Genomic DNA, 21031 nt, shown 5'->3' with positions numbered 1-21031 from the left:
ACTCCATGGTCAAGGTTGTGATGGCCGGCGGCGGGACCGCCGGTCACGTGAATCCGCTGCTGGCGACTGCGACGCAGCTGCGCGAGGAAGGCGCCGACGTCGTCGTGTTGGGGACCCGGGCGGGGCTGGAGTCCGACCTGGTTCCTGCGGCGGGCTTTCCTCTCGTCGAGATACCTCGCGTGCCGCTTCCCCGGCGCCCCTCCCTGGCCTTCTTCACGCTTCCCGCGCGTTTCGCCGACGCGGTGAAGCGGTGCTCGCAGGCGCTGGAGGGGGCCGATGTCCTCGTCGGATTCGGCGGCTACGTGTCGACCCCGGCCTACATCGCGGCCAAGCGAGCCGGGGTGCCCATCGTCATTCACGAGCAGAACGCGAGACCCGGGCTGGCGAACAAGGTGGGGGCTCGCCATGCAGCGGTGGTGGCTCTGACGTTCCCCTCAACGCCGCTCGCCGCTCGAAGTGGACGCACGGTCGTCACGGGTCTACCCCTGCGCGCCGCTATCGCGGAGCTGGCCGCGTGTCGGCGGGAGCACGATGGCGCTGCGCGTGCTCGCCGTGAGGCCGCGCAGCGCCTCGGTGTCGATGCCGAGGCTCCCACACTCCTCGTGACGGGAGGCTCCCTGGGCGCCCAACACGTGAACGAGTCGATGACGGAGGCTGCGCGGGCGCTTCCCGACGGTGTGCAGGTCATTCACCTGACCGGACGCGGCAAGGATGCTCCCGTGCGCGCGGCCATCGAGCAGGCCGGGCTGACGGCACGGTGGCACGTGATCGACTATCTGACGACGATGGAGGACGCGCTGGCGGTGGCGGACCTCGTCGTGTGCCGGTCGGGGGCCGGGACCGTGGCGGAGATGGAGGCCCTGGGACTGCCGTGCATGTACGTGCCGTTGCCGATTGGCAACGGCGAGCAGCGCTTGAACGCCGCCGACCACGTGAGCGTCGGCGGCGCTCAGCTCATCGACGACAAGGATTTCACCGCGGACTTCGTCTCGTCCAACGTGTTCGGTTTGCTGGGATCGACCAGGCTCTCCGACATGGCGGCGGCGTCGCGGTCTTTGGGACGCGCGGGGGCGGCGGGTGCCCTCACGGAGTTAATCATGGAGCAGGCAAGAAAGGGCGAACATGAGTGAGCCGAGCCTTCAGGATCGTTTTCATCTGATCGGCGTCGGCGGAGCGGGGATGAGCGTCGTTGCCGAACTGCTGGTGTCTCGCGGAGCGGTCGTCGCGGGCTCGGACCGCGAAGAGTCGCAGGTTCTCGATCACCTGCGTTCCGTGGGCGTGCGTGTCGATGTTGGGCACGATGCCTCCCACGTCGATCCCGAAGCGGTCGTCGTCGTGTCGAGCGCCATCCGAGAAGACAATCCCGAGCTGGCTGTCGCGCGCCGACGCGGACAGCTGGTCATCCATCGCTCCCAGGCCCTGGCGCTGGCTGCCTCTGGGATGCGCTTCGTCGCGGTGGCCGGGGCGCACGGGAAGACCTCCACGTCTGGGATGCTCGCGATCGCTTTGAGGGCATGCGGGCTGGATCCGTCGGTGGCGGTCGGCGGCGTGCTCCCTCAGTTGGGAACGGGAGCGCATCTGGGCGGCGGCGAGGTCTTCGTTGCAGAGGCCGACGAGTCCGACGGGTCGTTCTTGAACTACTCCCCGGCGATTGAGATCGTGACCAACGTGGAGCCCGATCACCTGGATCGCTACCACTCGCGCGAGGAGTTCGAGGAGATCTTCGTGGAGTTCGTGCGCCGACTCGTTCCCGGTGGGTTGCTGGTCGCGTGTGCCGAGGATCCGGGCGCGGCACGTCTGGCGGACACCGCCAAGAGCCTCGGCGCACGCGTCGTGACCTACGGGAGGGAGGAACACTCGCAGTGCGAGGCCGATGTCCTCATCTGCGATGTGAGCGTCGACGCTGAGGGAGCCTCGGCGTCGCTGGCGTGGGGTCCGCGCCGTGCTCGCCTGAGGCTCGCGGTCCCCGGCGAACATCATGTGCTCAACGCGGCGGCCGCCTGGGTGGCCGGCATCGAGTGCGGCGTCGAGCCACAGGCAATGGCAGACGGCTTGGGAACGTATGCGGGTGCGGCGCGACGCTTCGAATCGCGAGGGGCCGTGGGCGGCCGCCGGCTGTTCGACGACTACGCGCATCACCCCACCGAGGTCGAGGCGGCTATCGAGCAGGCCCGCGTGGTTGCGGCAGGAGGAGAGGTCACGGTCGTGTTCCAGCCCCACCTGTATTCGCGCACGCGCATCTTCGCCGAGCGCTTTGCCAGCGCCCTGTCGCGAGCGGATCACGTTGTTCTTGCCGGGATATACGGGGCCCGTGAGGATCCGGAACCCGGAGTCGACTCGGGGATGATTGCCTCGCGCGTTGTCGGTGCCTCCTACGCGGAGGACATGCACGAGGCGGCTCGCCGCGCCGCGAGGCTCACCCCGCGAGGCGGGGTCTGCGTCACGATGGGTGCTGGCTCGATCACTCGCTGTGGACAGGACGTTCTCGATGAGTGGAAACGGATGGATTCATGAGGCCGCCGACGCCGCGACGGCCGGGGGGATCTCGCCCGCAGGCCGCCCAACCCGTCGGCGAGCACGCGGGCGGGGCACGCGCGAGCGAGGACGGTGAGGCCTCGCCCGAAGAAGCGACGTCGAGAGATCCAGGCCGTGCCCGGCAGGGCACGGCGTTGGAGCCTCGCACGGTGCGAGACGCTCTTGCCACTCCGGTGGCAGCCACCGATGCGGCTTCCCTCCTGGGAGGAGAGAACACGACCGACCTGAGGGATCGGCTGCGTGAACGCTCGCGCGCGCGCCGGGTGCTCCTCGTGCGTCGCATCGTGATCGCCCTCTTCGTTGCATCGGTTCTCGCGGGGACGACGTGGGCGGTCTTCTTCTCGCCGCTCTTCGCCCTGTCTTCCTCCTCCGTCGTGGTCGCCGGGCAGGATGGGACACTCGTAACGCCCGAAGCCGTCAGGTCCTCGATCGCTCCCTTTGAGGGGGTTCCGTTGACTCGTTTGAATACGGATGCCGTTGCGCGAGCGGTCGAATCCAACGTCGCGGTCAGATCGGCGTCGGTGTCGCGCCGCTGGCCGACGAGCCTGCGCATTACCGTGTCGATGCGCGTGGGGGTCGCCGTGGAGGAGTCTGGCGGCGGATACTGGCTGATCGACGATCAGGGCGTGGCCTTTGAGCAGGTGAGCGGTGCGGGATCCTATCCGATCGCGACGCTGCCGCAGGAACGAGCCCAGGGGGCGTCCGACATCGCGTCGGCTCTGGGCGCCCTGGACGAGGGGACCCGTTCGCAGGTGGCCGCCATTACGTCGACCGGATCGCAGGTCAGCTTCACGCTGCGCGGCGGTCAGGTTGTCAAGTGGGGGACCAGTGCAGACGCGCCGCAAAAGGCGCGGGTGTTGGCCACTCTCTTGGCCAATGTCACAGCGTCCACGTACGACGTCTCGTCGCCGAATCACCCCGTGACCAGTTGAGTCTTCTGCTTTGCCCGCGTGTTGGCTTGAAGGTTCACGCGCGGACCCCTAACTTCTTTCCGACACAAAGCACACGAAACATCAACCTTCAACTAAAGGTTGAGGGTTTGATGCAAGGGAGACATCCATGGCGACACCGCAAAACCACCTGGCAGTGATCAAGGTCGTTGGCGTTGGCGGCGGCGGCGTGAACGCCGTGAACCGAATGATCGAGGTTGGCCTCAAAGGTGTTGAGTTCATCGCGGTCAACACCGACGCCCAAGCCTTGCTCATGTCCGATGCCGAGACGAAGCTCGATATCGGTCGCGAGTTGACCCACGGCCTCGGCGCTGGCGCTGATCCCGCCGTTGGTCGTAAGGCAGCGGAGGATCACATCGACGAGATCACTGCGGCGCTCGAGGGTGCCGACATGGTCTTTGTGACCGCGGGTGAAGGCGGCGGCACGGGCACGGGTGCGGCTCCGGTCGTGGCCAAGATCGCCCGCGAGGCCGGTGCGCTGACCGTCGGCGTTGTCACCCGTCCCTTCTCCTTCGAGGGCAACCGCCGCGCGGCTCAGGCCGAGGGAGGGGTGACGACCCTGCGCGAGGAAGTCGACACGCTCATTGTCATCCCGAATGATCGTCTCCTGGAGATCTCCGACGCCAACATCTCCGTGCTCGACGCCTTCCGCGCGGCAGACCAGGTGCTCCTCTCGGGCGTTCAGGGCATCACGGAACTCATCACCACTCCCGGCCTGATCAACGTGGACTTCAATGACGTGAAGTCGGTGATGAAGGATGCGGGATCGGCGCTCATGGGCATCGGCGCTGCCACCGGCGAGGACCGAGCCCTGCGGGCGGTCGAGAGCGCGATCTCCTCGCCGCTGCTCGAGGCCTCGATCGATGGCGCCCACGGCGTGCTGATGTTCTTCCAGGGGGGGTCGGACCTGAGCCTGCAAGAGGTCTACAGCTCCTCGCAGCTGGTGCGTGAGGCCGCCCATCCCGAGGCCAACATCATCTTCGGTAACGTCATTGACGACGCGCTCGGCGACGAGATTCGAGTCACGGTCATTGCCGCCGGCTTCGACGACGCGACCGATGCCACCCGCTCGCGTCCGGTCGCTCGGGTGTCCGCCCCTGTCGCGCAGCAGCGTCCCGCGGTGCCCGAGGCCAAGGCGCCCGCGGCGGAAACCACTCGGATCAACCAGCTGTCGACGCGCCGCCCCCAGCACCGCCTGGATGTTGCCGCTCCTGTGCGCGAGAGTGCGCCGACCGCCGAGGCTCCCGCACCGAGCGACTACGAGGAGACAGAGCCCGAGCGCTCCTTCGAGGTTCCTCGCGTCTACCCGGAGGCGCCGGAGAAGGAAGAGCTGGACATTCCCCCCTTCCTGCGTTGATATCATTGCAGCCATGGGCCGGTGCCCGGGTCCACCTGACCGAGGTGGACCCGGGCACCGGTGCGCTATGCGGCAATGTTGGACTGCACGTCGGCGACGACGAGGAAACCGTGAGGACACGCCGCGCAGCGCTCGCCGCGGCCCTCGGTCGCAGCGTCGTGTGGATGAATCAAACCCACTCAACGACCGTGGAGACGATTCTTCCGGGAGAATCGGGACCGGTGCTCGCCTCCGGTGCGCGTCTCGACCGGGACGGGGCTGGTCAGTGGGGTCCCGTTGATTGCGACGGCGTCGTCATCGACGCCCGAGGATGGTCACGTGCTCCCTGCCTCGCCGTTCAAACCGCCGACTGCCTGCCGGTTGTCTTCTCCGCAGATGCCGGTGGCGTCGTCGCAGCGGTCCACGCCGGCAGGCGCGGTCTCCTGGGGGGCATCCTCGCGCGCGCCGTCGATGCGATTCGCGCGCGCACGCGAGGACCCATCCGCGCTCTGATCGGTCCCGCGATCTGCGGCGGGTGCTACGAGGTTCCCGAGGACCTGGCCGAGGCGAGCGACCTGCGGATGCCGGGAATCCGAGCGCTCACCTCCTGGGGAACCCCCTCCCTCGATCTGCCCGGCGCCGCGGCCAGGTTCCTGACGGCCAGAGGGGTCGAGGTCACCCGTGACGGGCGCTGCACTCTCGAGGAGCTCGACCTGTTCTCCTATCGGGCCAACCCGGCGTGCGGTCGCCAGGCGCTCGTTATCGCTGCCGCGTCACCGGCAAACGACCAGTCACTGCGGTCCTCCCACGCGTAGCTCCTTGCGACGCGCCGGGCTTCCTGCGCCTCGATCGCCGTCGGTAACTGTACGTTGTGCCTAAGCGACGGATGAAGGAGGAGCAATGAGTGAGTCGTTCGGTGCGCGCGCACGTAAGTTCATGGGCTGGTACTCACCCGAGGAGGCCATCGATGAGTTCGAAGAGTTCGACGAGGTGGAAGAGGTAACACCCGTGGCAGACATTACGCCCGTGTCCCGACCGACGCTGACCAGCATCCGGCGCGAAGAACCCGCCGAGGACATCACTCGCATCGTCACGATTCATCCGACGGCCTACTCCGATGCCGTGACGATCGGCGAGGCCTTCCGTGACGGCACGCCGGTCATCATCAATCTCACCGACATGGGCGAGGAAGAGGCGCGACGCCTCGTCGATTTCGCCGCCGGACTCACGTTCGGCCTGCACGGAGTGATCGAGAGGGTGACCAGCCGCGTCTTCCTCCTGTCCCCCGCGTCGATCGAGGTTGCGGGCGACTCCAGCCCGGCGCGTCGCGGTTCTCTCTACAACCAGGGCTAGGGGCCTCGTGATCGTCCTTCGCTACGTCGGAGTCGGGCTCAGCGTCCTGCTGAACTTCTACATGATGGTGCTTCTCGCGCGCGTGATCATGGACTGGGTCCAGTTTTTCGCGCGCGGGTGGCGTCCTCGGGGCATTGTGTTGGTCGCCGCGAATCTCCTCTATGCCCTGACCGATCCACCCATTCGGTGGATCCGACGTTTCATTCCGCCTCTGCGCCTTGGCGGCATGGCGCTTGACGTTGGTTTCATGGTGTTGTTCCTTGTCCTTATTGTTGCGCGACGCTGCGCTATGCTTCTGTATCTTCTGAGTTACTAGGAGTCACGCGCCGAAATGAGAGGTCCCACATTCGTCCCGCTCATGTCGTGATGGATGTTGCTAGTGTGACAATTTCGGTTATTATTTTTGTGACGTGACAGAGGGCGGCCTTCCCGGTCGTCCAGACATGCGGCCACAATCGCATGTCCAATCGAAACGACCGAGAGGCGAAGAAATGGCCCTGCTCACTACCGAGGATGTCCTCAACAAGAAGTTCCAGTACGTCAAGTTCCGCGAGGGCTATGACCAGGACGAGGTTGATGAGTTCCTCGATGAGGTTGTCTCCACCATCTACTCCCTCCAGGTGGAGAACCAGGATCTGAAGGAGAAGCTCGAGGCCGCAGAGCGGCGCGTCGCCGAGCTCTCCAACTCGGACTTCACTCCCGCCGAGACGCCCGCCCCTGCGGCCGCCCCGGCACCCGAAGCTCCCGCCCTGTCTCTCACGGGGCCCCAGGACGCGGAGTCCGCTACCTCGATGCTCGCCCTCGCTCAGCGCGTTCACGACGAGTACGTGCGCGACGGCGAAGAGCAAAGCGCGAAGATCATTGCCGAGGCCAACGCCGAGCGCGATTCGATCATCGCCGACGCCCAGAAGCAGAAGGACACTCTTCTGTCTCAGCTTGACCAGGAACGCGAGCTGCTGGAGAACAAGATCAACGGCCTGCGCACCTTCGAGTCCGAGTACCGGTCGAACCTGCGCAACCACCTTGAGTCGCTTCTCAACGAGGTGGGCAACGACGCGAACTGAGCGCGTTTCGTCTGACGGTGGCGACGCACCCTTGGTGTGTCGCCACCGTCATTTATGATAGGAAACTATGGCTGACTCTTCCCGCGCGCACCTCACCCGCATCCAGTGGCTCTGGGCCGCTTTCGTGTGTGTCTTGGCCGTTGCCGCCGACCAGGTGACTAAGCTCTGGGCGCGTTCCGCGCTCGGAGACACCGCGCCGCGTCCACTGGTGGGGGACTGGCTTTCCCTCAGGCTTGTGCACAACTCGGGAGCCGCCTTTTCTCTCGGCGCGGATCGCACCTGGGTGCTCACGATCATCACCGTGGTGATCATCGCTTTGCTCGTTGCGCTTCTGACGCGCATCCGTCGCTTTTCTGCGCTCCTGGCCATTGCCCTGCTGATGGGGGGAGCGTGGGGAAACCTCATCGATCGGCTGACCGCGCAGCCCGGATTCGGCGTCGGCCACGTCACCGACTTCATCGCCTACGGCAATGCCTTCGTCGGCAACGTCGCGGACATCTGGATCGTTGTGGGCGCGGCCTGGCTCGTATTCGCTCTCTCCCGTGAAGGCACCAAGGAGCAGCAGTGAGTTCCTCGCGCATGCTCCCCGTGCCCGACGCCCTCGTGGGCGAGCGCGTCGATGCTGCCCTGGCGCGCATGCTCGGGCTCTCGCGCTCGCGATGCGCGGAGCTCTGTGCGGCTGGATTGGTTCTGATCAACGCAGTGAGCGCCGACAAGTCTGCTCGCCTGGGAGCCGACGACATCATCGAGGTGACGATCCCCGAGCCGGAGAACAAGCCCGCGCCCGTGACCGACATGGAGATCCTCTACGACGATGACGACATCGTTGTCGTCGACAAGCCGGTCGGAGTGGCAGCACATACCGGACCCGGTTGGGAGGGACCCACCGTTCTGGGCAACCTCGAGGCAGCGGGGTATCGCATTACCAGCCACGGCCCCCCCGAACGCCAGGGCATCGTCCACCGCCTGGACGTGGGAACCTCCGGGGCAATGATGGTCGCCAAGTCCGAGCTGGCCTACTCGGTCATGAAGCGAGCCTTCAAGGAACGCAGGATCGACAAGATCTATCACGCTGTCGTCGCCGGTCACCTCGATCCTCCGTCGGGAACCATTGACGCCCCCATCGGGCGCCATCCCTCGCGAGAGTGGCGCATGGCCGTCATTGACGGCGGCAAGCGAGCCGTCACCCACTACGACACCCTCGAACTCATGGCGGGCGCTCAGCTGACCGAGGTACACCTGGAAACGGGGCGTACCCACCAGATTCGCGTCCACATGGCCGCCGTGGGACACCCGTGCGTGGGAGACACCTTCTACGGCGCGGATCCCACGCAGGCGCAGCGCCTCGGGCTGGCGCGGCAGTGGCTGCACGCCGTGCGCCTCGGCTTTGCCCACCCCCGAACGGGCATGCCGATGACGGTGTCGAGCCCCTATCCCCGCGACCTGCGAGATGCCTTGGAGCAGCTTCGCCACCCGGGAGGGTCCTCCAGGCGCTGAGAGCAAGGCCGACGCCGCGCCAGGCTGGTCTGGCCGTGCCGCGGTCCAACCTGGTGCGAGGGCGAGCACGCGCCTCGCGAGTACGGGGGCGGGCCGTGAGATGAACGACCGTTTCCGGGGCTCTTGTTCGACCGGGCCAGGGCCGCGGACAGTAGAATCGTGGCATGGCTGATTCCTTCGTGCACCTTCACAACCACTCCGAGTACTCGATGCTCGATGGAGCGGCGAAGACGAAAGCAATGGCGGAGGAAGCTGCCAGGCTCGGGCAGCCAGCGATTGGCTTGACGGACCACGGTTATCTCTTCGGGGCCTACGACTTCTACACCAACTGCGTGAACGCGGGAGTCAAGCCCATCATCGGCCTCGAAGCCTACGTGACGCCGGGTACGTCTCGCTTCGATCGTCAGAAGGTCCTGTGGGGGGAGCCGTGGCAGCGCTCCGACGATGTGAGCGCCGGTGGATCCTACAATCACCTGACCCTCGTGGCCTACAGCACCGAGGGCATGCTCAACCTGTTCCGCCTGGGATCCTACGCCTCGACGGATGGACAATTCGGTAAGTGGCCGCGCGCCGACAAGGAGCTCCTCAGTCAGTTCCACGAAGGCCTCATCGTCTTCACCGGATGCCCCTCGGGAGCCGTGCAGACGCGGCTGCGCTTGGGCCAGTGGGACGAGGCGGTGGCTGAGGCGGCCGAGCTTCGAGACATTTTCGGCCCCGAGAACTTCTACGTCGAGGTCATGGATCACGGCATCGACATCGAGCGGCGCACCCACCAGCAGGTGCTGGACATCGCCAAGCTCATGAACGCCCCGCTCGTGGCTACCAACGATTCCCACTACGTCAAGAGGGACGACCGCAAGATCCAGGACGCGCTGCTGTGCATCAACTCGGGTTCGCGCATCAACGATCCCGACCGCTTCAAGTTCGACGGAGACGGGTACTACATCCGCCCGTCGGAGGAGATGCGCTCGCTGTGGAGCGAATTGCCCGGCGCGTGCGACTCGACCCTCGAGATCGCCGAGCGCTGCGACGTGCGATTCACGACGACGAAGGAGGGGGCCAACTACATGCCCGAGTTCCCCGTGCCCGACGGGGAAGACAAGACCTCCTGGTTCGTCAAGGAGGTTGAACGCGGCCTGCGGGATCGATTCCCCAATGGAATCCCCGACGCCGTGCGCAAGCAGGCTCAGTATGAGGAAGACGTCATTATTTCGATGGGATTCCCGGGGTACTTCCTCACCGTCGCCGACTACATCAACTGGGCGAAGTCCCAGGGCATCCGCGTGGGACCGGGCCGCGGATCGGGCGCGGGCTCCATGGTCGCCTATGCCATGAAGATCACCGAACTCAATCCGCTGGAACACGGCCTCATCTTCGAGCGTTTCCTGAATCCCGAGAGGATTTCGATGCCCGACTTCGACGTCGACTTTGACGAACGTCGCCGCGACGAGGTCATTGCCTACGTCAAGCGCAAGTACGGCGAAGACCGCATCAGTCAAGTCGTCACCTATGGGACGATTAAGACCAAGCAGGCGCTCAAAGACTCCGCGCGCATCCTGGGCAAGGACTTCAAGGTGGGAGAGCAGCTGACCAAGGCCCTGCCGCCGGCGATCATGGGCAAAGACATTTCGGTCCACGGCATCTTTGACGAGAAGGACAAGCGCTACGCGGAGGCCGCTGAGTTCCGCAAGTTCTACGAGGAGAACCCTGACACCCACGAGGTCGTCGACTACGCGCTGGGGCTGGAGGGCCTGACCCGCCAGTGGGGCGTCCACGCGTGTGCGGTCATCATGAGCTCGCACACGCTCACCGACATTATCCCGATCATGAAGAGACCCCAGGACGGGGCCATCATCACCCAGTTCGACTACCCGACGTGCGAGACGCTGGGCCTGCTGAAAATGGACTTCCTGGGCTTGCGCAACCTCACGGTCGTGTCCGACGCGCTGGAGAACATCGCGATCAACGGCAAGCCGGACCCGGACCTCGACCACCTCTCCTTCGACGACAAGAAGACCTACGAGCTGCTGGGGCGGGGTGAGACCCTCGGTGTCTTCCAGCTCGATGGCGGCGGCATGCGCGATCTCCTCAAGCTCATGAAGCCCGACAACTTCGAGGACATCTCCGCTGTCGGTGCCCTGTACCGACCCGGCCCGATGGGCGCCAACTCGCACACCAACTACGCGCTGCGCAAGAACGGACGCCAGGAGATCACGCCCATTCACCCCGAGCTCGCCGAGCCGCTTGAGGAGATCCTGGGAACGACATTCGGATTGATCGTCTACCAGGAACAGGTCATGCAGATCGCCCAGAAGCTCGCGGGCTACACGCTGGGACAGGCCGACATCCTGCGCAAGGCGATGGGCAAGAAGAAGAAGGAGGTCCTGGATCAGCAGTTCAAGGGCTTCCGCCAGGGCATGATCGACAACGGCTACTCGGAGGAATCCATCAAGGCCCTGTGGGATGTCGTCGTTCCCTTCTCTGCCTACGCCTTCAACAAGGCGCACTCGGCCGCCTACGGCCTCGTGTCGTACTGGACTGCCTTCCTCAAGGCGAACTACCCGACGGAATACATGGCGGCCCTGCTGACCTCGACCAAGGACAACAAGGACCGTCGAGCCCTGTACCTGGCGGAGTGCCGCCACATGGACATCACCGTTCTACCCCCGGATGTCAATGCCTCGATGGGCAATTTCGCTCCTGACGGGGAGGCCATTCGATTCGGGCTCAATGCCATTCAGAACGTGGGAGGCCCGGTCGTCGACGCGATCGTTGGAACCCGCGCGGAAAAGGGACGCTTCGCCTCCTTCCAGGACTTCCTGGATAAGGTCCCGCAGGTTGTGTGCAACAAGCGCACCATCCAGTCCCTGATCCGTGCCGGCGCGTTTGACTCAATGGGCCACACACGCAGGGCGTTGCTGGCTCGCTGCGATGAGGCTGTCGATGCGATCATCGACGTCAAACGCAACGAGGCGATCGGCCAGTTCGATCTCTTTGGCGCCCTGGACGAGGGATCGTCCTCGGGGACAGGCCTCGCGGTCGACATCCCCGACCTGCCCGAGTTTGATCGCAAGACGAAGCTGGCTGCCGAGCGCGAAATGCTGGGACTCTACGTCTCCGACCACCCGTTGCGCGGCGTGGAGGCGGCCCTCGCCCGCCACCAGGACTACGAGATTGCGCAGGTCGTGGGCTCGGAAGGGGCCATGGCGGACCGAATCGTGAAGATTGCCGGCCTCGTGTCGGGAGTGACCACGAAGGTGACCAAGCAGGGAAACGCCTGGGCGATCGCCACCATTGAGGACCTGTCGGGCTCGGTGGACGTGCTCTTCTTCCCGCGCTCGTACGAGTCCATCCAGACGTACCTCGCCCAGGACATCATCGTCCAGATCGAAGGCAAGGTGAATGTGCGCGAGGAGGGCATGACGATCTACGGGCAGTCGATGACCCTTCTCGACCTGTCTGACGGTGCGGACCTGCCGCTGGACCTGCGCCTGCCGGCCGCTCGGTGCACGCCCGAGCTCCTCACCGATTTGCGCGGAGTCCTCGAATCGTACCCCGGGGGTTCGCCGGTGCGCCTGCACCTGACGGAACCCGGTCGCACGACGGTGGTGGAACTTGACCCGAAGCTTCGCGTCGAACAGACCAGCGCGTTCTTCAGCCACATCAAAGCGGTCGTGGGCGCCGGTGGGGTCCTCTCCCAGTCGTAGGTAGCGCCTGCCCGCGCGAGGGCCTTTCCTGTCCCGGGCTACGATGCCGATCCCACGATGGCGCTTGCCCGCCCCCACGGGGCGTCCACCTCGACCAGGTCGCCGTCGCTCAGGTGATGCCCTCGTCGCGTCTCTACCTCACCGTTGACGCGCACGTCCCCCGCCTGGACCAGATCTCGCGCCTGCGCGCCGTCCTCGGCTAGGGACGCGAGCTTGATGAACTGTCCGAGTTTGATCGCTCCGCGTACGGGAATGATTGGTGTCGTCACGGTGGTGTCCTTTCGGTGGGGCGCGCCCGGCGCGCGCACGGGTGCGCGACCAGTATCCTAGGTCTGAGATACACACTATAAGGAGGAGCGGTGAGCGCTCACAACGACGATATCGATGCGGAGTTCCAGTCCCTGGTTGCCTCGCTGGGGGAGTCGGGCACGCAGGCGGGTTCCGAGCCGACGCGCTGCCCCGACGACACGCCCGTTGACGAGTCGCTGCACCTGGACGGGGGGCGTCTCTCGGTCGCCCTCGTTTTGGCGCCGATATCGTATCCGGAAGCCCTTCACTCGCTCCTCGCGCTGACCGGAGTGCGGGAGTCCATCGTTCGTCTCAAGCCCTGGACGGCCGTGTGGCTGCGTGTCGAGACGACCCCCACCGATGAGGAAGAGCTGGACGCGCTGCTGACCGGGCAGCGGCCGATGCCCGACGCGGTCGACCGCGTCGCACGTGCCGTGTCGAACCTGTCGAAGTACGGAGCGGTGGCGCTCATGAGCTGGCTGGTCGAAGGGGACGGCGTCGAACCGGGCGTGTCGGGACGGATCTCCGCCCAGCGCTACGTGGGCGGCGAGCCGGAGGAGGCGATTCCCGCCGGTCTACTCCTCGGCGCGATGCCCGCGGCGGCAGAGGACCTGCTGCTGGGGCGTACAACGCCGTGCGACTACGCCGATTCGGTTAATCCAGACGGCGCGCGCCGGGGAGGCGGGCCCATGGGCTGGTTCCGGCGCAAGCAATCATGAACCGGATCGAGCTACTGCCCGCGATCGACGTGACGGGTGGGCGGGCCGTCCGCCTCTCCTCCGGCGTCGTCGATGATCGATCCTGGGCGGACCCGGCGCAGGTCGCCCGCTCCTTCGAGGAAGCCGGAGCGCGCTGGGTGCACCTGGTGGATCTGGATCGCGCCTTCGGACGTGGCAACAACGATGAGTTGCTCGCCCGCGTGATGAACGAGGTCGACGTGGCCATCCAGCTCTCGGGCGGAATCGTGAGCCGCGGCGACGTGGAGGCTGCCCTCGAGGCGGGACCCGATCGGGTCAACATCGCAACCCAGGCGTTGGATGACCTTGACGCCGTGCGGGATGCCATTGACGCATTCGGCCCGCGCGTCTCGGTTTGTCTCGATGTGCGCGGAGAGCGTCTCGCGGCGCGGGGCACCTCGCGTGAGGGGGGCAACGTCTGGGAGGTCCTCAGCGCGCTCAACGAGGCCGGGGTCGCCCGCCTTGTCGTCACCGACGTGACCCGAGACGGCCAGATGAGGGGAGCAAACCTGGAACTGCTGGCGCGCGTCGCGGATGCGACCGATGCGTGTATTGTCGCCTCGGGTGGTGTCAACTCCCTGGCCGACATCGCCGCGCTGCGCCGGCTCGGCATCGAGGGCGCGATCGTCGGTAAGGCCCTGTACCAGGGCGCATTCACGCTGAGCCAAGCGCTGGCCGCCGCCGGAGACGAGGAATACCAATGACGAACAAGCGGCCAGCCATCACCGAGGAACAGCGACACCGGCTCGCCCAACGCCTCTCGATGATGAGCCACGACCGATCGGACGTGGGGCAGGCGCTTCCCCGCACCGCGCGAGCCCTGGCGGTGGGTGAGGGCAGCGATGCTGGACGGACGCGGCTGGAAGCCCTCGTCGACGCGCTCGTCTTCGAGCGGGTGATCGTCCCCATCGACGTCGAGCCCGACCCGCGCGTGACGGGCATCCACGCCGGAGAAAACGGGCACAGCCCCATCGACTTCGTTCGAGAGCGCACGCCCGCGGGGGAGGCGCTCGCGGTCTACTCGTCGGCCGCCCACCTCGCGGCTCACCGCGGCGGCGACCGCCCCATGGCCCTGGACTTCCGCACGATCGCACTGGCCGCACTCGTCGAGACGGGCGGACGCGTCATCATGAATCCTGCGACCGACGCCGTCGTCCTGCCTCGACCGGCCGTGGCTGCCCTCGCCCAGGGGGACGAGTGGCTGCCCGCCTGGCGCGATGCGGATCTGCGTGAGGAGCTTCTTGCCGATGGACGGCGCACATGCCCCTCGATCGTGGACCTGTCGGTCGAATACGCGGGTGATGGACTCACGCGCGTCACCGTGATCGTCGATCGAGAGAGCGCGCAGGGAGGGGGCCGGGCACGCAGCGTGAGAGAAGAACTCTCCGATGCCCTCGCCGCGATGGGGCATAGCGCCCGCCTGATTGCCTCCGCGGATAGAGTCGAGATGGTTCCCGTTCTCAGCTGACACCGGGAGGGCGCGTGACGCGCGCAATGTCGGCCGACCTCGCGTGTCGTTAGGGCTTCTGGTATCGTTGGCGTGACCGTCCGGGTTCTGGCCCGGAACGCAAGCGGAGAAATCCCACCTGGATACCCGCCTCTCGTCGAGAGGATGCCGCCCCCGCGGGGGTGAAGCGCAGGGGATCGGGTAACGGTCGGCTGTCGTGCCGACACGTTGTGGAAGCCTCCGTGCGCGTCGCGTAACGGAGGCTTTTCGTTACGTGCACAAGGATTCTGTGGAAGGAGCCGCTCATCAGCGAGACTCGCATCAATGAGCGTATTCGAGTCCCCGAGGTACGCCTCGTGGGACCCGGAGGTGAACAGGTCGGCGTCGTCCGTGTTGAGGACGCGCTGCGCTTGGCCGAAGAGGCCGGGCTTGACCTGGTGGAGGTTGCGCCGAATGCTAAGCCGCCGGTTGCAAAGCTCATGGACTACGGCAAGTACAAGTACGAAGCCGCCCAGAAGGCCCGCGATGCTCGCCGCAACCAGGCGAACACGCAGCTGAAGGAAATCCGTTTCCGACTCAAGATCGATGATCACGACTTTGGCGTGAAGAAGGGCCACGTTGAGCGCTTCCTCTCTGCCGGCGACAAGGTCAAGGTCATGATCATGTTCCGCGGTCGCGAGCAGTCTCGTCCCGAGGCGGGCGTGCGTCTCTTGCAGCGCCTCGCCGAGGAGATTGGCGAACTCGCCACCGTCGAGTCAATGCCCCGTCAGGACGGGCGCAACATGACGATGGTGCTGGCCCCCACGAAGCGTAAGGCCGACGCCCTGACCGAGCAGCGCAAGCGTCGCGAGGCCGAGCGAGCCGAGCGTCGGGGCAAGCGCGCGGAGCGCGCCAGCAAGGACCAGGCCCGAGTGGCAGCCGACAAGGCCGCCGAACAGGACTGACGGCGATACTCATCGCCCGACAACGAAGGAATAGAAATGCCGAAGAACAAGACTCATTCCGGTGCTAAGAAGCGCTTCCGCACGACTGGCTCGGGCAAGATCATGCGCGAGCAGGCCGGAGCCCGCCACCTGCTGGAGCACAAGTCCAGCCGCAAGACCCGCCGCCTGGCGACCGACCAGGTCCTGGAGACCGCTGACGTTAAGCGCGTCAAGCGTCTGCTGGGCAAGTGAGCTCGAGTAAGAGGAGAACAGTAGAAAATGGCACGTGTTAAGCGTTCTGTCAACGCCAAGAAGAAGCGTCGCACCGTACTCGAGCAGGCCTCCGGCTACCGCGGCCAGCGCTCGCGCATGTACCGCAAGGCCAAGGAGCAGGTCACTCACTCCTTCGTCTACTCCTACCGCGACCGCAAGGCCAAGAAGGGCGACTTCCGTCGCCTGTGGATCCAGCGCATCAACGCCGCGTCGCGCGCTCAGGGCCTGACCTACAACCGCCTCATCCAGGGCCTGAACCTGGCCGGCGTCGAGGTCGACCGCCGCATGCTCGCCGAGCTGGCCGTCAGCGACATCAACGCGTTCAACGCCCTGGTGACCGTCGCCAAGGACGCGCTGCCCGCCGACATCAACGCCCCCAAGGCCTGATTGGTGAGCTCCTTCGCCGAGCGCCTGCCCATCCTCGATAATCCGCGCGCCGACCGCGTGCGCCGGGTGTCGGGTCTGGTCGGGCGCTCGGCGCGTATCCGTTCCGGCCTGATGCTCGTGGAGGGGCCTCAGGCGGTGCGCGAACTTGTTCGTCACCGCCCCCGCACCCTTCGTGACGTCTACGTCCGCGAGGACCTGTGGGACTCGTCTCCGGAACTTATCGCCTCGGCGCGAGCGGCCACCCGCTGGGTGCATCCGGTGTCGCAGGCAGTGTCCGCGGCGTTGTCCTCGGACGCTCAGGGGGTATGCGCGGTGGCTTCCCTGGATGCGCTCCACCGCGAGTTACCCGACGCCGAGGTCGGCGAAACGCTCGTCGTGATCGCTCAGGGGAGGGATCCGGGCAACGTCGGCACCATCATTCGTACGGCCGACGCGTTCGGTGCAAGGGCCGTCATCGCCGTGGCCGGCACCGTCGATGCTGCCAGCCCCAAGGTGGTTCGTTCAAGCGCGGGATCGGTGTTCCACCTGCCCGTGTGCCTCGTGCCTTCCTTCGCCGAGGCGCGCGACCTGATACACGGGCGGGGCGCGGCCCTCCTCGGCACCAGCGGAGGCAGCGGATCCCTGGATCTGGCGGACCTCCTCGTCGAGGGGATCTCCTCGCGCTCGCGTCTGTCTCAGTCTCACGCCTGGGCGTTTGGCAACGAGGCCCGGGGCCTGTCTGCCGAGGAGATGCGCGCCTGCGACGGCCTCGTCGCCATCCCGATGACGGGGCGGGCCGAGTCGCTCAACGTTGCCAGCGCCGCGGCAACCTGCTTGTTTGCCTCGCAGACGGTCCGCGGCCGCACTCCATCGCGCCCACGCGTCGGTGGTCTGCGCGACTAGTCTTGTTCTCATGAAGTTAGCTGACCTGTCCGAAGCCCAGTTGGTGTCCCACTTTCGTCGTTCCTTCCCCCGGGGCGAGCGCACGATCATCGGCATCGGAGACGATTGCGCTCAGGTCGCCGCGCCCGAGGGTTCCTTCGTCGTGACGACTGACGTCATGGTCGAGGACCAGCACTTTCACTTCTCATGGTCGTCGGGATACGAGGTCGGGGCGCGGGTTGCGGCCCAGAACCTGGCCGACATTGACGCCATGGGAGGACGCCCGTCTGCCCTCGTGGCGTCCGTGGTTGCCCCGCGTGACATGGATGCCGACGTCTTCTTCGACGTGGTGCGAGGCATGGGGGAGCGGGCCCGCCTGGCGGGAGCGGGCGTCGTCGGCGGGGACTTGAGTGCGGGAGAGAAGCTCGTCATCTCGGTGACGGCCTTCGGCTATTGCCCGGGTCCCGTGGTGCGCAGGGACGGTGCGCGAGCGGGAGATGTCGTTGCCGTCAGTGGCACGCTGGGATTTTCCTATGCGGGCCTGGATCTGCTCGAGGGAGGCTTCGTCGACCCCGCGGCCAGGGGGCGCGAGGAGCTGGGGGATCTCGATCCTTTCCTTCGGACCTATCGGGCTCCGCAGCCTCCGCTGGGCTCGGGGGTCGCCGCCGCCGCGGCAGGTGCGCATGCGATGATGGATCTGTCGGACGGACCCGCAGCCGACGCCACGCGCATGGCGATGGCCTCGGGTGTTGTCATCGAGTTTGACCGCGGCGCCATGGAACGGGAGGCGCTACTCCTGGAGGTGCCCGCGGGCGTGTGCGGGGCGGATCCTCTTCGGTGGGTGCTGCAGGGCGGCGAAGAGCACGGGATGCTGGCCGCGTTTCCTCCGGGTTCTCGGCTCCCGGATGCCTTTCGAGCGGTGGGGTGGGTCCGGGACTGCGGCCCGGCGGAAAGCGCCCGCGCCCTGTTCGATGGTGAGGTTCTGCGCGGGGCGTGGGACCATTTCTCCTCCGATTCCGTAGACTGAGTGTGATGGGGGCCGCTCCCGCCGCTGGGGTGGGAGGATCCCCGCACGCGAAAGAAGAGGAAGGGCACCACACATGAACGTATCTCCTGAGCCGGATCGGGACCCGTCGCGGCCGATGTCGCGCGTGGCGCGTCAACTCGCGCAGTCGTCGCAGGAGGTGCCGGCCACCGCCGGACTGGCCCTTCCCGCCCTCGGCGGCGACGCTGCCGTACCTCCGACCAAGGCTATGCCGGTGGTGAGCCAGGAAAGCGACGACGCGGTCTAGGGACTGCCGGTGGCCGCTGCCGTCGCGACCAGCATCGAGGAACCTGCGGGTGGGGCCCGTGCGAAGCCACGGTCCGATCGCTCCTGCCCGACGGCCAGGCGCGCGCGATACTGCGACACCCACCTCGTGTCCACGATAGGTGAGCTCCTTGATGGCGCATACGGGATGTGAGAAACTTGGGCCGTTTTGAAGGCCTGCGGTGCGTTGATCAAACGCGTCGCGAGGCCACCGACACACACATCAACATGCGAGGAGACAGCGATGGACGGCTACCAGGGCGGCATGAATCAGGGGAACATGCCTCCCATCCCTGCCCCCTCGGGGATTCCCGCTCCGCCGTCCAATGCGGGCGCCCACTACGCATCGGTTCAGGGGGCGGCGCAGACCGGCGTGTCCTTCACGCCGATGTCCGCCAAGAGCAGTCGCCGCATTAAGCGCATCGCGCTCGCGGTCGTTGCCTGCGTGATCCTGGCAGTCGTGGCAGTCGTCGGTGTGACCGTCGCAAACTGGGCGCGCACGCCCGAGGCCAAGGTGCGCGAATACCTGGAGCTTCTGGCTGCGGGCAAGGCGAGCGCGGCGACGTCGATGGTCGATCCGGACCTGCCGAACGACCAGCGCGGGTACCTCACCGACGAGGTGATGGCCTCGGCGAGCGCCCGACTGGAGATCGAAGACATCGTGGCGAGCGATTCGGGCAGGTCAAAGGACTACTCGGTCGTTGCGACAATGAGGCTCAACGGCGAGCGTTTCACGCGGAAGTTCCGCGTGAGCCGAGCAAGCTCGACGCTGGGCGTCTTGAAGAACTGGAAGATTCAGGATGCGCTGGTCTCTCGCGTACACGTCGGTGGCCGCTTCGTCCCCGCGTTCTCCGTTGGCGGCGTGAAGACCGAGAAGAGCGCCGAGGAGGGGACGGGCACGACGATCATTGTCTATCCGGGTGTCTACGCCTTCACCCCCGAGGACTTGGGGGACTACGTTGCGGCGGAGGCCAAGACGGCTCCCGTGAAGGCCAGCGAGGAGGGCGGCATCGACACCACGGTGGCCTCGGTCGAGTTCGAGGCCCACTTCACGGACAAGCTGGAGCAGGCGGCGCTTGAGGCCGCCGCCGCTGCGACCAACTCCTGCGGCACCGTTCCCGGGAACATCGACAAAATGTGCCCCTTCCAGGTCCAGTCCAAGACGCTTGCCCTCCTCGAGATCAAGAAGCTGCCGGCCTCGATGAAGGCGGAGGCGCGCTCGCCCCTCGAATTTGTTGGCCAGGCGGTCTTCCGCCTCCAGGGCATGTCGACTCGGGGGGATAGCGAGCCCTACGATCTGGAGTCCACGGTCACGGCGAAGGTGAAGCTTGACGAGAAGGGGAAGATGAAACTCGACGCCTCGGGCAAGCCCGAGTTCGAGATCAAGTTCAGCTAGCCGCCCGCGAGGAGTCACCGCGGGCCTCGCCCCCGCACCGCGGCGGATCGCACAACGAGTGTCGAGTTGGGCGCGGACCGCTATGATGAGGTGTTGTTAACTTAGGCACAGTGAAAGTGGAACAGTCCGCATGAGCAACGATGCGCAGGTAACGATGACCCGTAGGCCCGGCCGCCCCAAGGCGGGCAGCGAAGACAAGAAGGCTCGTATCCTCGCGGAGGCGCTCACCCTGTTCTCGACGCAGGGCTATGTCGCCACCTCTCTTGCGGATATCGCTCGTGCCTCCGATATCTCGAAAGCGGGGCTCCTGCACCATTACTCGTCGAAGGATCAGCTCCTCGCCGCCGTGCTTGATGAGCGTGATCGTCGCACCATTGTCCGACTGCCGCGCGCGGACGCGGGTGCTGCGGCCGCCTTGGACGCGTGGGTGGAGATGGTCTCCCACAACCAGCGCCACCCTGACGGAGTCGCCCTGTATACGGCCATGTCGGCTGCCGTCATCGATGCTACGCATCAGGCTCACCCGTGGTTCCGTCAACACCTGATGGATGCGATCGCCTACCTCACCAGTGCCTTCGAGCATGGCAAGCAGACGGGGGAGGTGCGCGAGGAGGCGCCCAGTGAGCAGATCGCTCGCCGCCTCGTGGCCCTCTCCGATGGCCTGCAGGTGCAGTGGCTGTGCTCGCGCGCACAGGGCGGTCCGACAATCAACATGCGCGAGGTCATGGTTGGCGTCGTGGTCGATCTGAAGGAGCGCTGGCTGCTCGACTCGTGAACGTGGCGGGGCGCCGCAGGTGGAGGGGCGCGCGGCGGTGACAATACCAGACTGACTATGACACAATTCACTCGCGGCTGTTATTGCTTGCAGGGCTTTGGTCCCCTGCTGATGCCGCGCTCCGATCGCCTGTTCACTGCTACAGACGAGTCTTTTCCGCGTTACGATAGGGGAACCAGCACGCTTCGCAATG

General features: G+C 66.1%; 23 protein-coding genes. 22 read left to right on the top strand and 1 reads right to left on the bottom strand.

What is annotated here, in order from left to right; translation table 11 throughout:
- Positions 1-5 precede the first annotated feature (5 nt).
- From murG to dnaE, 11 genes are all read left to right on the top strand, one after another.
- Positions 6-1130, top strand: coding sequence for an undecaprenyldiphospho-muramoylpentapeptide beta-N-acetylglucosaminyltransferase (murG, locus tag NQK35_RS04410; RefSeq protein WP_009211774.1), 1125 nt, complete (start codon positions 6-8; stop codon positions 1128-1130).
- A complete protein-coding gene (gene murC / locus NQK35_RS04405; protein ID WP_257114662.1) occupies positions 1123-2514 on the top strand; it encodes a UDP-N-acetylmuramate--L-alanine ligase in 1392 nt (463 codons plus the stop codon). The genes murG and murC overlap by 8 nt, the downstream gene beginning before the upstream one ends.
- The gene (locus NQK35_RS04400; protein WP_257114661.1) at positions 2511-3467 is read left to right on the top strand and encodes a cell division protein FtsQ/DivIB; all 957 of its coding nucleotides are present in this window, start codon (positions 2511-2513) and stop codon (positions 3465-3467) included. Before murC ends, NQK35_RS04400 begins: the two co-directional genes overlap by 4 nt.
- A gap of 127 nt (positions 3468-3594) precedes the next feature.
- The gene (ftsZ, locus tag NQK35_RS04395; protein WP_257114660.1) at positions 3595-4842 is read left to right on the top strand and encodes a cell division protein FtsZ; all 1248 of its coding nucleotides are present in this window, start codon (positions 3595-3597) and stop codon (positions 4840-4842) included.
- Complete coding sequence (locus tag NQK35_RS04390; protein WP_373567082.1) at positions 4839-5636, top strand: polyphenol oxidase family protein; 798 nt, start codon at positions 4839-4841, stop codon at positions 5634-5636. The genes ftsZ and NQK35_RS04390 overlap by 4 nt, the downstream gene beginning before the upstream one ends.
- Before the next feature lie 85 nt (positions 5637-5721).
- Entirely contained in the window at positions 5722-6174 is a 453-nt protein-coding gene (locus tag NQK35_RS04385) for a cell division protein SepF (protein WP_257114659.1), read from the top strand.
- A gap of 7 nt (positions 6175-6181) precedes the next feature.
- Entirely contained in the window at positions 6182-6490 is a 309-nt protein-coding gene (locus NQK35_RS04380; RefSeq protein WP_009211768.1) for a YggT family protein, read from the top strand.
- Positions 6491-6665: 175 nt separating this feature from the next.
- Entirely contained in the window at positions 6666-7238 is a 573-nt protein-coding gene (locus NQK35_RS04375; protein ID WP_009211767.1) for a DivIVA domain-containing protein, read from the top strand.
- 67 nt (positions 7239-7305) lie between these two features.
- A complete protein-coding gene (gene lspA / locus NQK35_RS04370; protein WP_009211766.1) occupies positions 7306-7806 on the top strand; it encodes a signal peptidase II in 501 nt (166 codons plus the stop codon).
- A gap of 11 nt (positions 7807-7817) precedes the next feature.
- A complete protein-coding gene (locus NQK35_RS04365) occupies positions 7818-8735 on the top strand; it encodes an RluA family pseudouridine synthase (RefSeq protein WP_034231911.1) in 918 nt (305 codons plus the stop codon).
- A 164-nt stretch (positions 8736-8899) separates the two neighbouring features.
- The gene (gene dnaE, locus NQK35_RS04360; RefSeq protein ID WP_009211763.1) at positions 8900-12442 is read left to right on the top strand and encodes a DNA polymerase III subunit alpha; all 3543 of its coding nucleotides are present in this window, start codon (positions 8900-8902) and stop codon (positions 12440-12442) included.
- Positions 12443-12480: 38 nt separating this feature from the next.
- Here the strand turns inward: dnaE and NQK35_RS04355 are convergent, their stop codons facing one another.
- On the bottom strand, positions 12481-12711 hold the full coding sequence (locus NQK35_RS04355) for an RNA-binding S4 domain-containing protein (RefSeq protein ID WP_009211762.1): 231 nt from the start codon (positions 12709-12711) through the stop codon (positions 12481-12483).
- Positions 12712-12801: 90 nt separating this feature from the next.
- On the opposite strand from NQK35_RS04355, the gene NQK35_RS04350 reads away from it, so the two are divergent.
- From NQK35_RS04350 to NQK35_RS04300, 11 genes are all read left to right on the top strand, one after another.
- Positions 12802-13449, top strand: a complete 648-nt coding sequence (locus NQK35_RS04350; protein WP_009211761.1) for a hypothetical protein — start codon at positions 12802-12804, stop codon at positions 13447-13449.
- Positions 13446-14171, top strand: coding sequence for a HisA/HisF-related TIM barrel protein (locus NQK35_RS04345; protein WP_257114658.1), 726 nt, complete (start codon positions 13446-13448; stop codon positions 14169-14171). Before NQK35_RS04350 ends, NQK35_RS04345 begins: the two co-directional genes overlap by 4 nt.
- On the top strand, positions 14168-14935 hold the full coding sequence (locus NQK35_RS04340) for an SseB family protein (protein WP_257114657.1): 768 nt from the start codon (positions 14168-14170) through the stop codon (positions 14933-14935). Before NQK35_RS04345 ends, NQK35_RS04340 begins: the two co-directional genes overlap by 4 nt.
- A gap of 335 nt (positions 14936-15270) precedes the next feature.
- Complete coding sequence (infC, locus tag NQK35_RS04335) at positions 15271-15858, top strand: translation initiation factor IF-3 (protein WP_009211758.1); 588 nt, start codon at positions 15271-15273, stop codon at positions 15856-15858.
- 36 nt (positions 15859-15894) lie between these two features.
- Complete coding sequence (rpmI, locus tag NQK35_RS04330) at positions 15895-16089, top strand: 50S ribosomal protein L35 (protein WP_005871559.1); 195 nt, start codon at positions 15895-15897, stop codon at positions 16087-16089.
- Between the two features lie 27 nt (positions 16090-16116).
- On the top strand, positions 16117-16497 hold the full coding sequence (gene rplT, locus NQK35_RS04325; protein ID WP_257114656.1) for a 50S ribosomal protein L20: 381 nt from the start codon (positions 16117-16119) through the stop codon (positions 16495-16497).
- A gap of 3 nt (positions 16498-16500) precedes the next feature.
- A complete protein-coding gene (locus NQK35_RS04320) occupies positions 16501-17379 on the top strand; it encodes a TrmH family RNA methyltransferase (RefSeq protein WP_257114655.1) in 879 nt (292 codons plus the stop codon).
- A gap of 10 nt (positions 17380-17389) precedes the next feature.
- A complete protein-coding gene (gene thiL, locus NQK35_RS04315) occupies positions 17390-18385 on the top strand; it encodes a thiamine-phosphate kinase (protein ID WP_257114653.1) in 996 nt (331 codons plus the stop codon).
- Between the two features lie 73 nt (positions 18386-18458).
- A complete protein-coding gene (locus tag NQK35_RS04310; protein ID WP_009211754.1) occupies positions 18459-18650 on the top strand; it encodes a hypothetical protein in 192 nt (63 codons plus the stop codon).
- A gap of 261 nt (positions 18651-18911) precedes the next feature.
- On the top strand, positions 18912-20063 hold the full coding sequence (locus NQK35_RS04305; protein WP_082157899.1) for a hypothetical protein: 1152 nt from the start codon (positions 18912-18914) through the stop codon (positions 20061-20063).
- A 130-nt stretch (positions 20064-20193) separates the two neighbouring features.
- Positions 20194-20838, top strand: coding sequence for a TetR/AcrR family transcriptional regulator (locus NQK35_RS04300; RefSeq protein WP_257114652.1), 645 nt, complete (start codon positions 20194-20196; stop codon positions 20836-20838).
- Positions 20839-21031: the final 193 nt, after the last annotated feature.

Origin of the sequence: Schaalia odontolytica (assembly GCF_024584435.1) — a bacterium.
Lineage (GTDB): Bacteria > Actinomycetota > Actinomycetes > Actinomycetales > Actinomycetaceae > Pauljensenia.
Note: the sequence above shows the minus strand (reverse complement) of the source record. Positions and strands in the feature narration are given on the sequence as shown.

What these genes read in the sequence shown, in the direction of transcription:
- NQK35_RS04300 (WP_257114652.1), top strand. Translation starts at nt 20,194, where the DNA reads ATGAGCAACGATGCGCAGGTAACGATGACCCGTAGGCCCGGCCGCCCC.
- NQK35_RS04375 (WP_009211767.1), top strand. Translation starts at nt 6,666, where the DNA reads ATGGCCCTGCTCACTACCGAGGATGTCCTCAACAAGAAGTTCCAGTAC.
- NQK35_RS04400 (WP_257114661.1), top strand. Translation starts at nt 2,511, where the DNA reads ATGAGGCCGCCGACGCCGCGACGGCCGGGGGGATCTCGCCCGCAGGCC.
- thiL (WP_257114653.1), top strand. Translation starts at nt 17,390, where the DNA reads ATGAAGTTAGCTGACCTGTCCGAAGCCCAGTTGGTGTCCCACTTTCGT.
- NQK35_RS04385 (WP_257114659.1), top strand. Translation starts at nt 5,722, where the DNA reads ATGAGTGAGTCGTTCGGTGCGCGCGCACGTAAGTTCATGGGCTGGTAC.
- rplT (WP_257114656.1), top strand. Translation starts at nt 16,117, where the DNA reads ATGGCACGTGTTAAGCGTTCTGTCAACGCCAAGAAGAAGCGTCGCACC.
- NQK35_RS04345 (WP_257114658.1), top strand. Translation starts at nt 13,446, where the DNA reads ATGAACCGGATCGAGCTACTGCCCGCGATCGACGTGACGGGTGGGCGG.
- rpmI (WP_005871559.1), top strand. Translation starts at nt 15,895, where the DNA reads ATGCCGAAGAACAAGACTCATTCCGGTGCTAAGAAGCGCTTCCGCACG.
- dnaE (WP_009211763.1), top strand. Translation starts at nt 8,900, where the DNA reads ATGGCTGATTCCTTCGTGCACCTTCACAACCACTCCGAGTACTCGATG.
- NQK35_RS04365 (WP_034231911.1), top strand. Translation starts at nt 7,818, where the DNA reads ATGCTCCCCGTGCCCGACGCCCTCGTGGGCGAGCGCGTCGATGCTGCC.
- murG (WP_009211774.1), top strand. Translation starts at nt 6, where the DNA reads ATGGTCAAGGTTGTGATGGCCGGCGGCGGGACCGCCGGTCACGTGAAT.
- murC (WP_257114662.1), top strand. Translation starts at nt 1,123, where the DNA reads ATGAGTGAGCCGAGCCTTCAGGATCGTTTTCATCTGATCGGCGTCGGC.
- NQK35_RS04305 (WP_082157899.1), top strand. Translation starts at nt 18,912, where the DNA reads ATGGACGGCTACCAGGGCGGCATGAATCAGGGGAACATGCCTCCCATC.
- lspA (WP_009211766.1), top strand. Translation starts at nt 7,306, where the DNA reads ATGGCTGACTCTTCCCGCGCGCACCTCACCCGCATCCAGTGGCTCTGG.
- NQK35_RS04340 (WP_257114657.1), top strand. Translation starts at nt 14,168, where the DNA reads ATGACGAACAAGCGGCCAGCCATCACCGAGGAACAGCGACACCGGCTC.
- ftsZ (WP_257114660.1), top strand. Translation starts at nt 3,595, where the DNA reads ATGGCGACACCGCAAAACCACCTGGCAGTGATCAAGGTCGTTGGCGTT.
- NQK35_RS04310 (WP_009211754.1), top strand. Translation starts at nt 18,459, where the DNA reads ATGAACGTATCTCCTGAGCCGGATCGGGACCCGTCGCGGCCGATGTCG.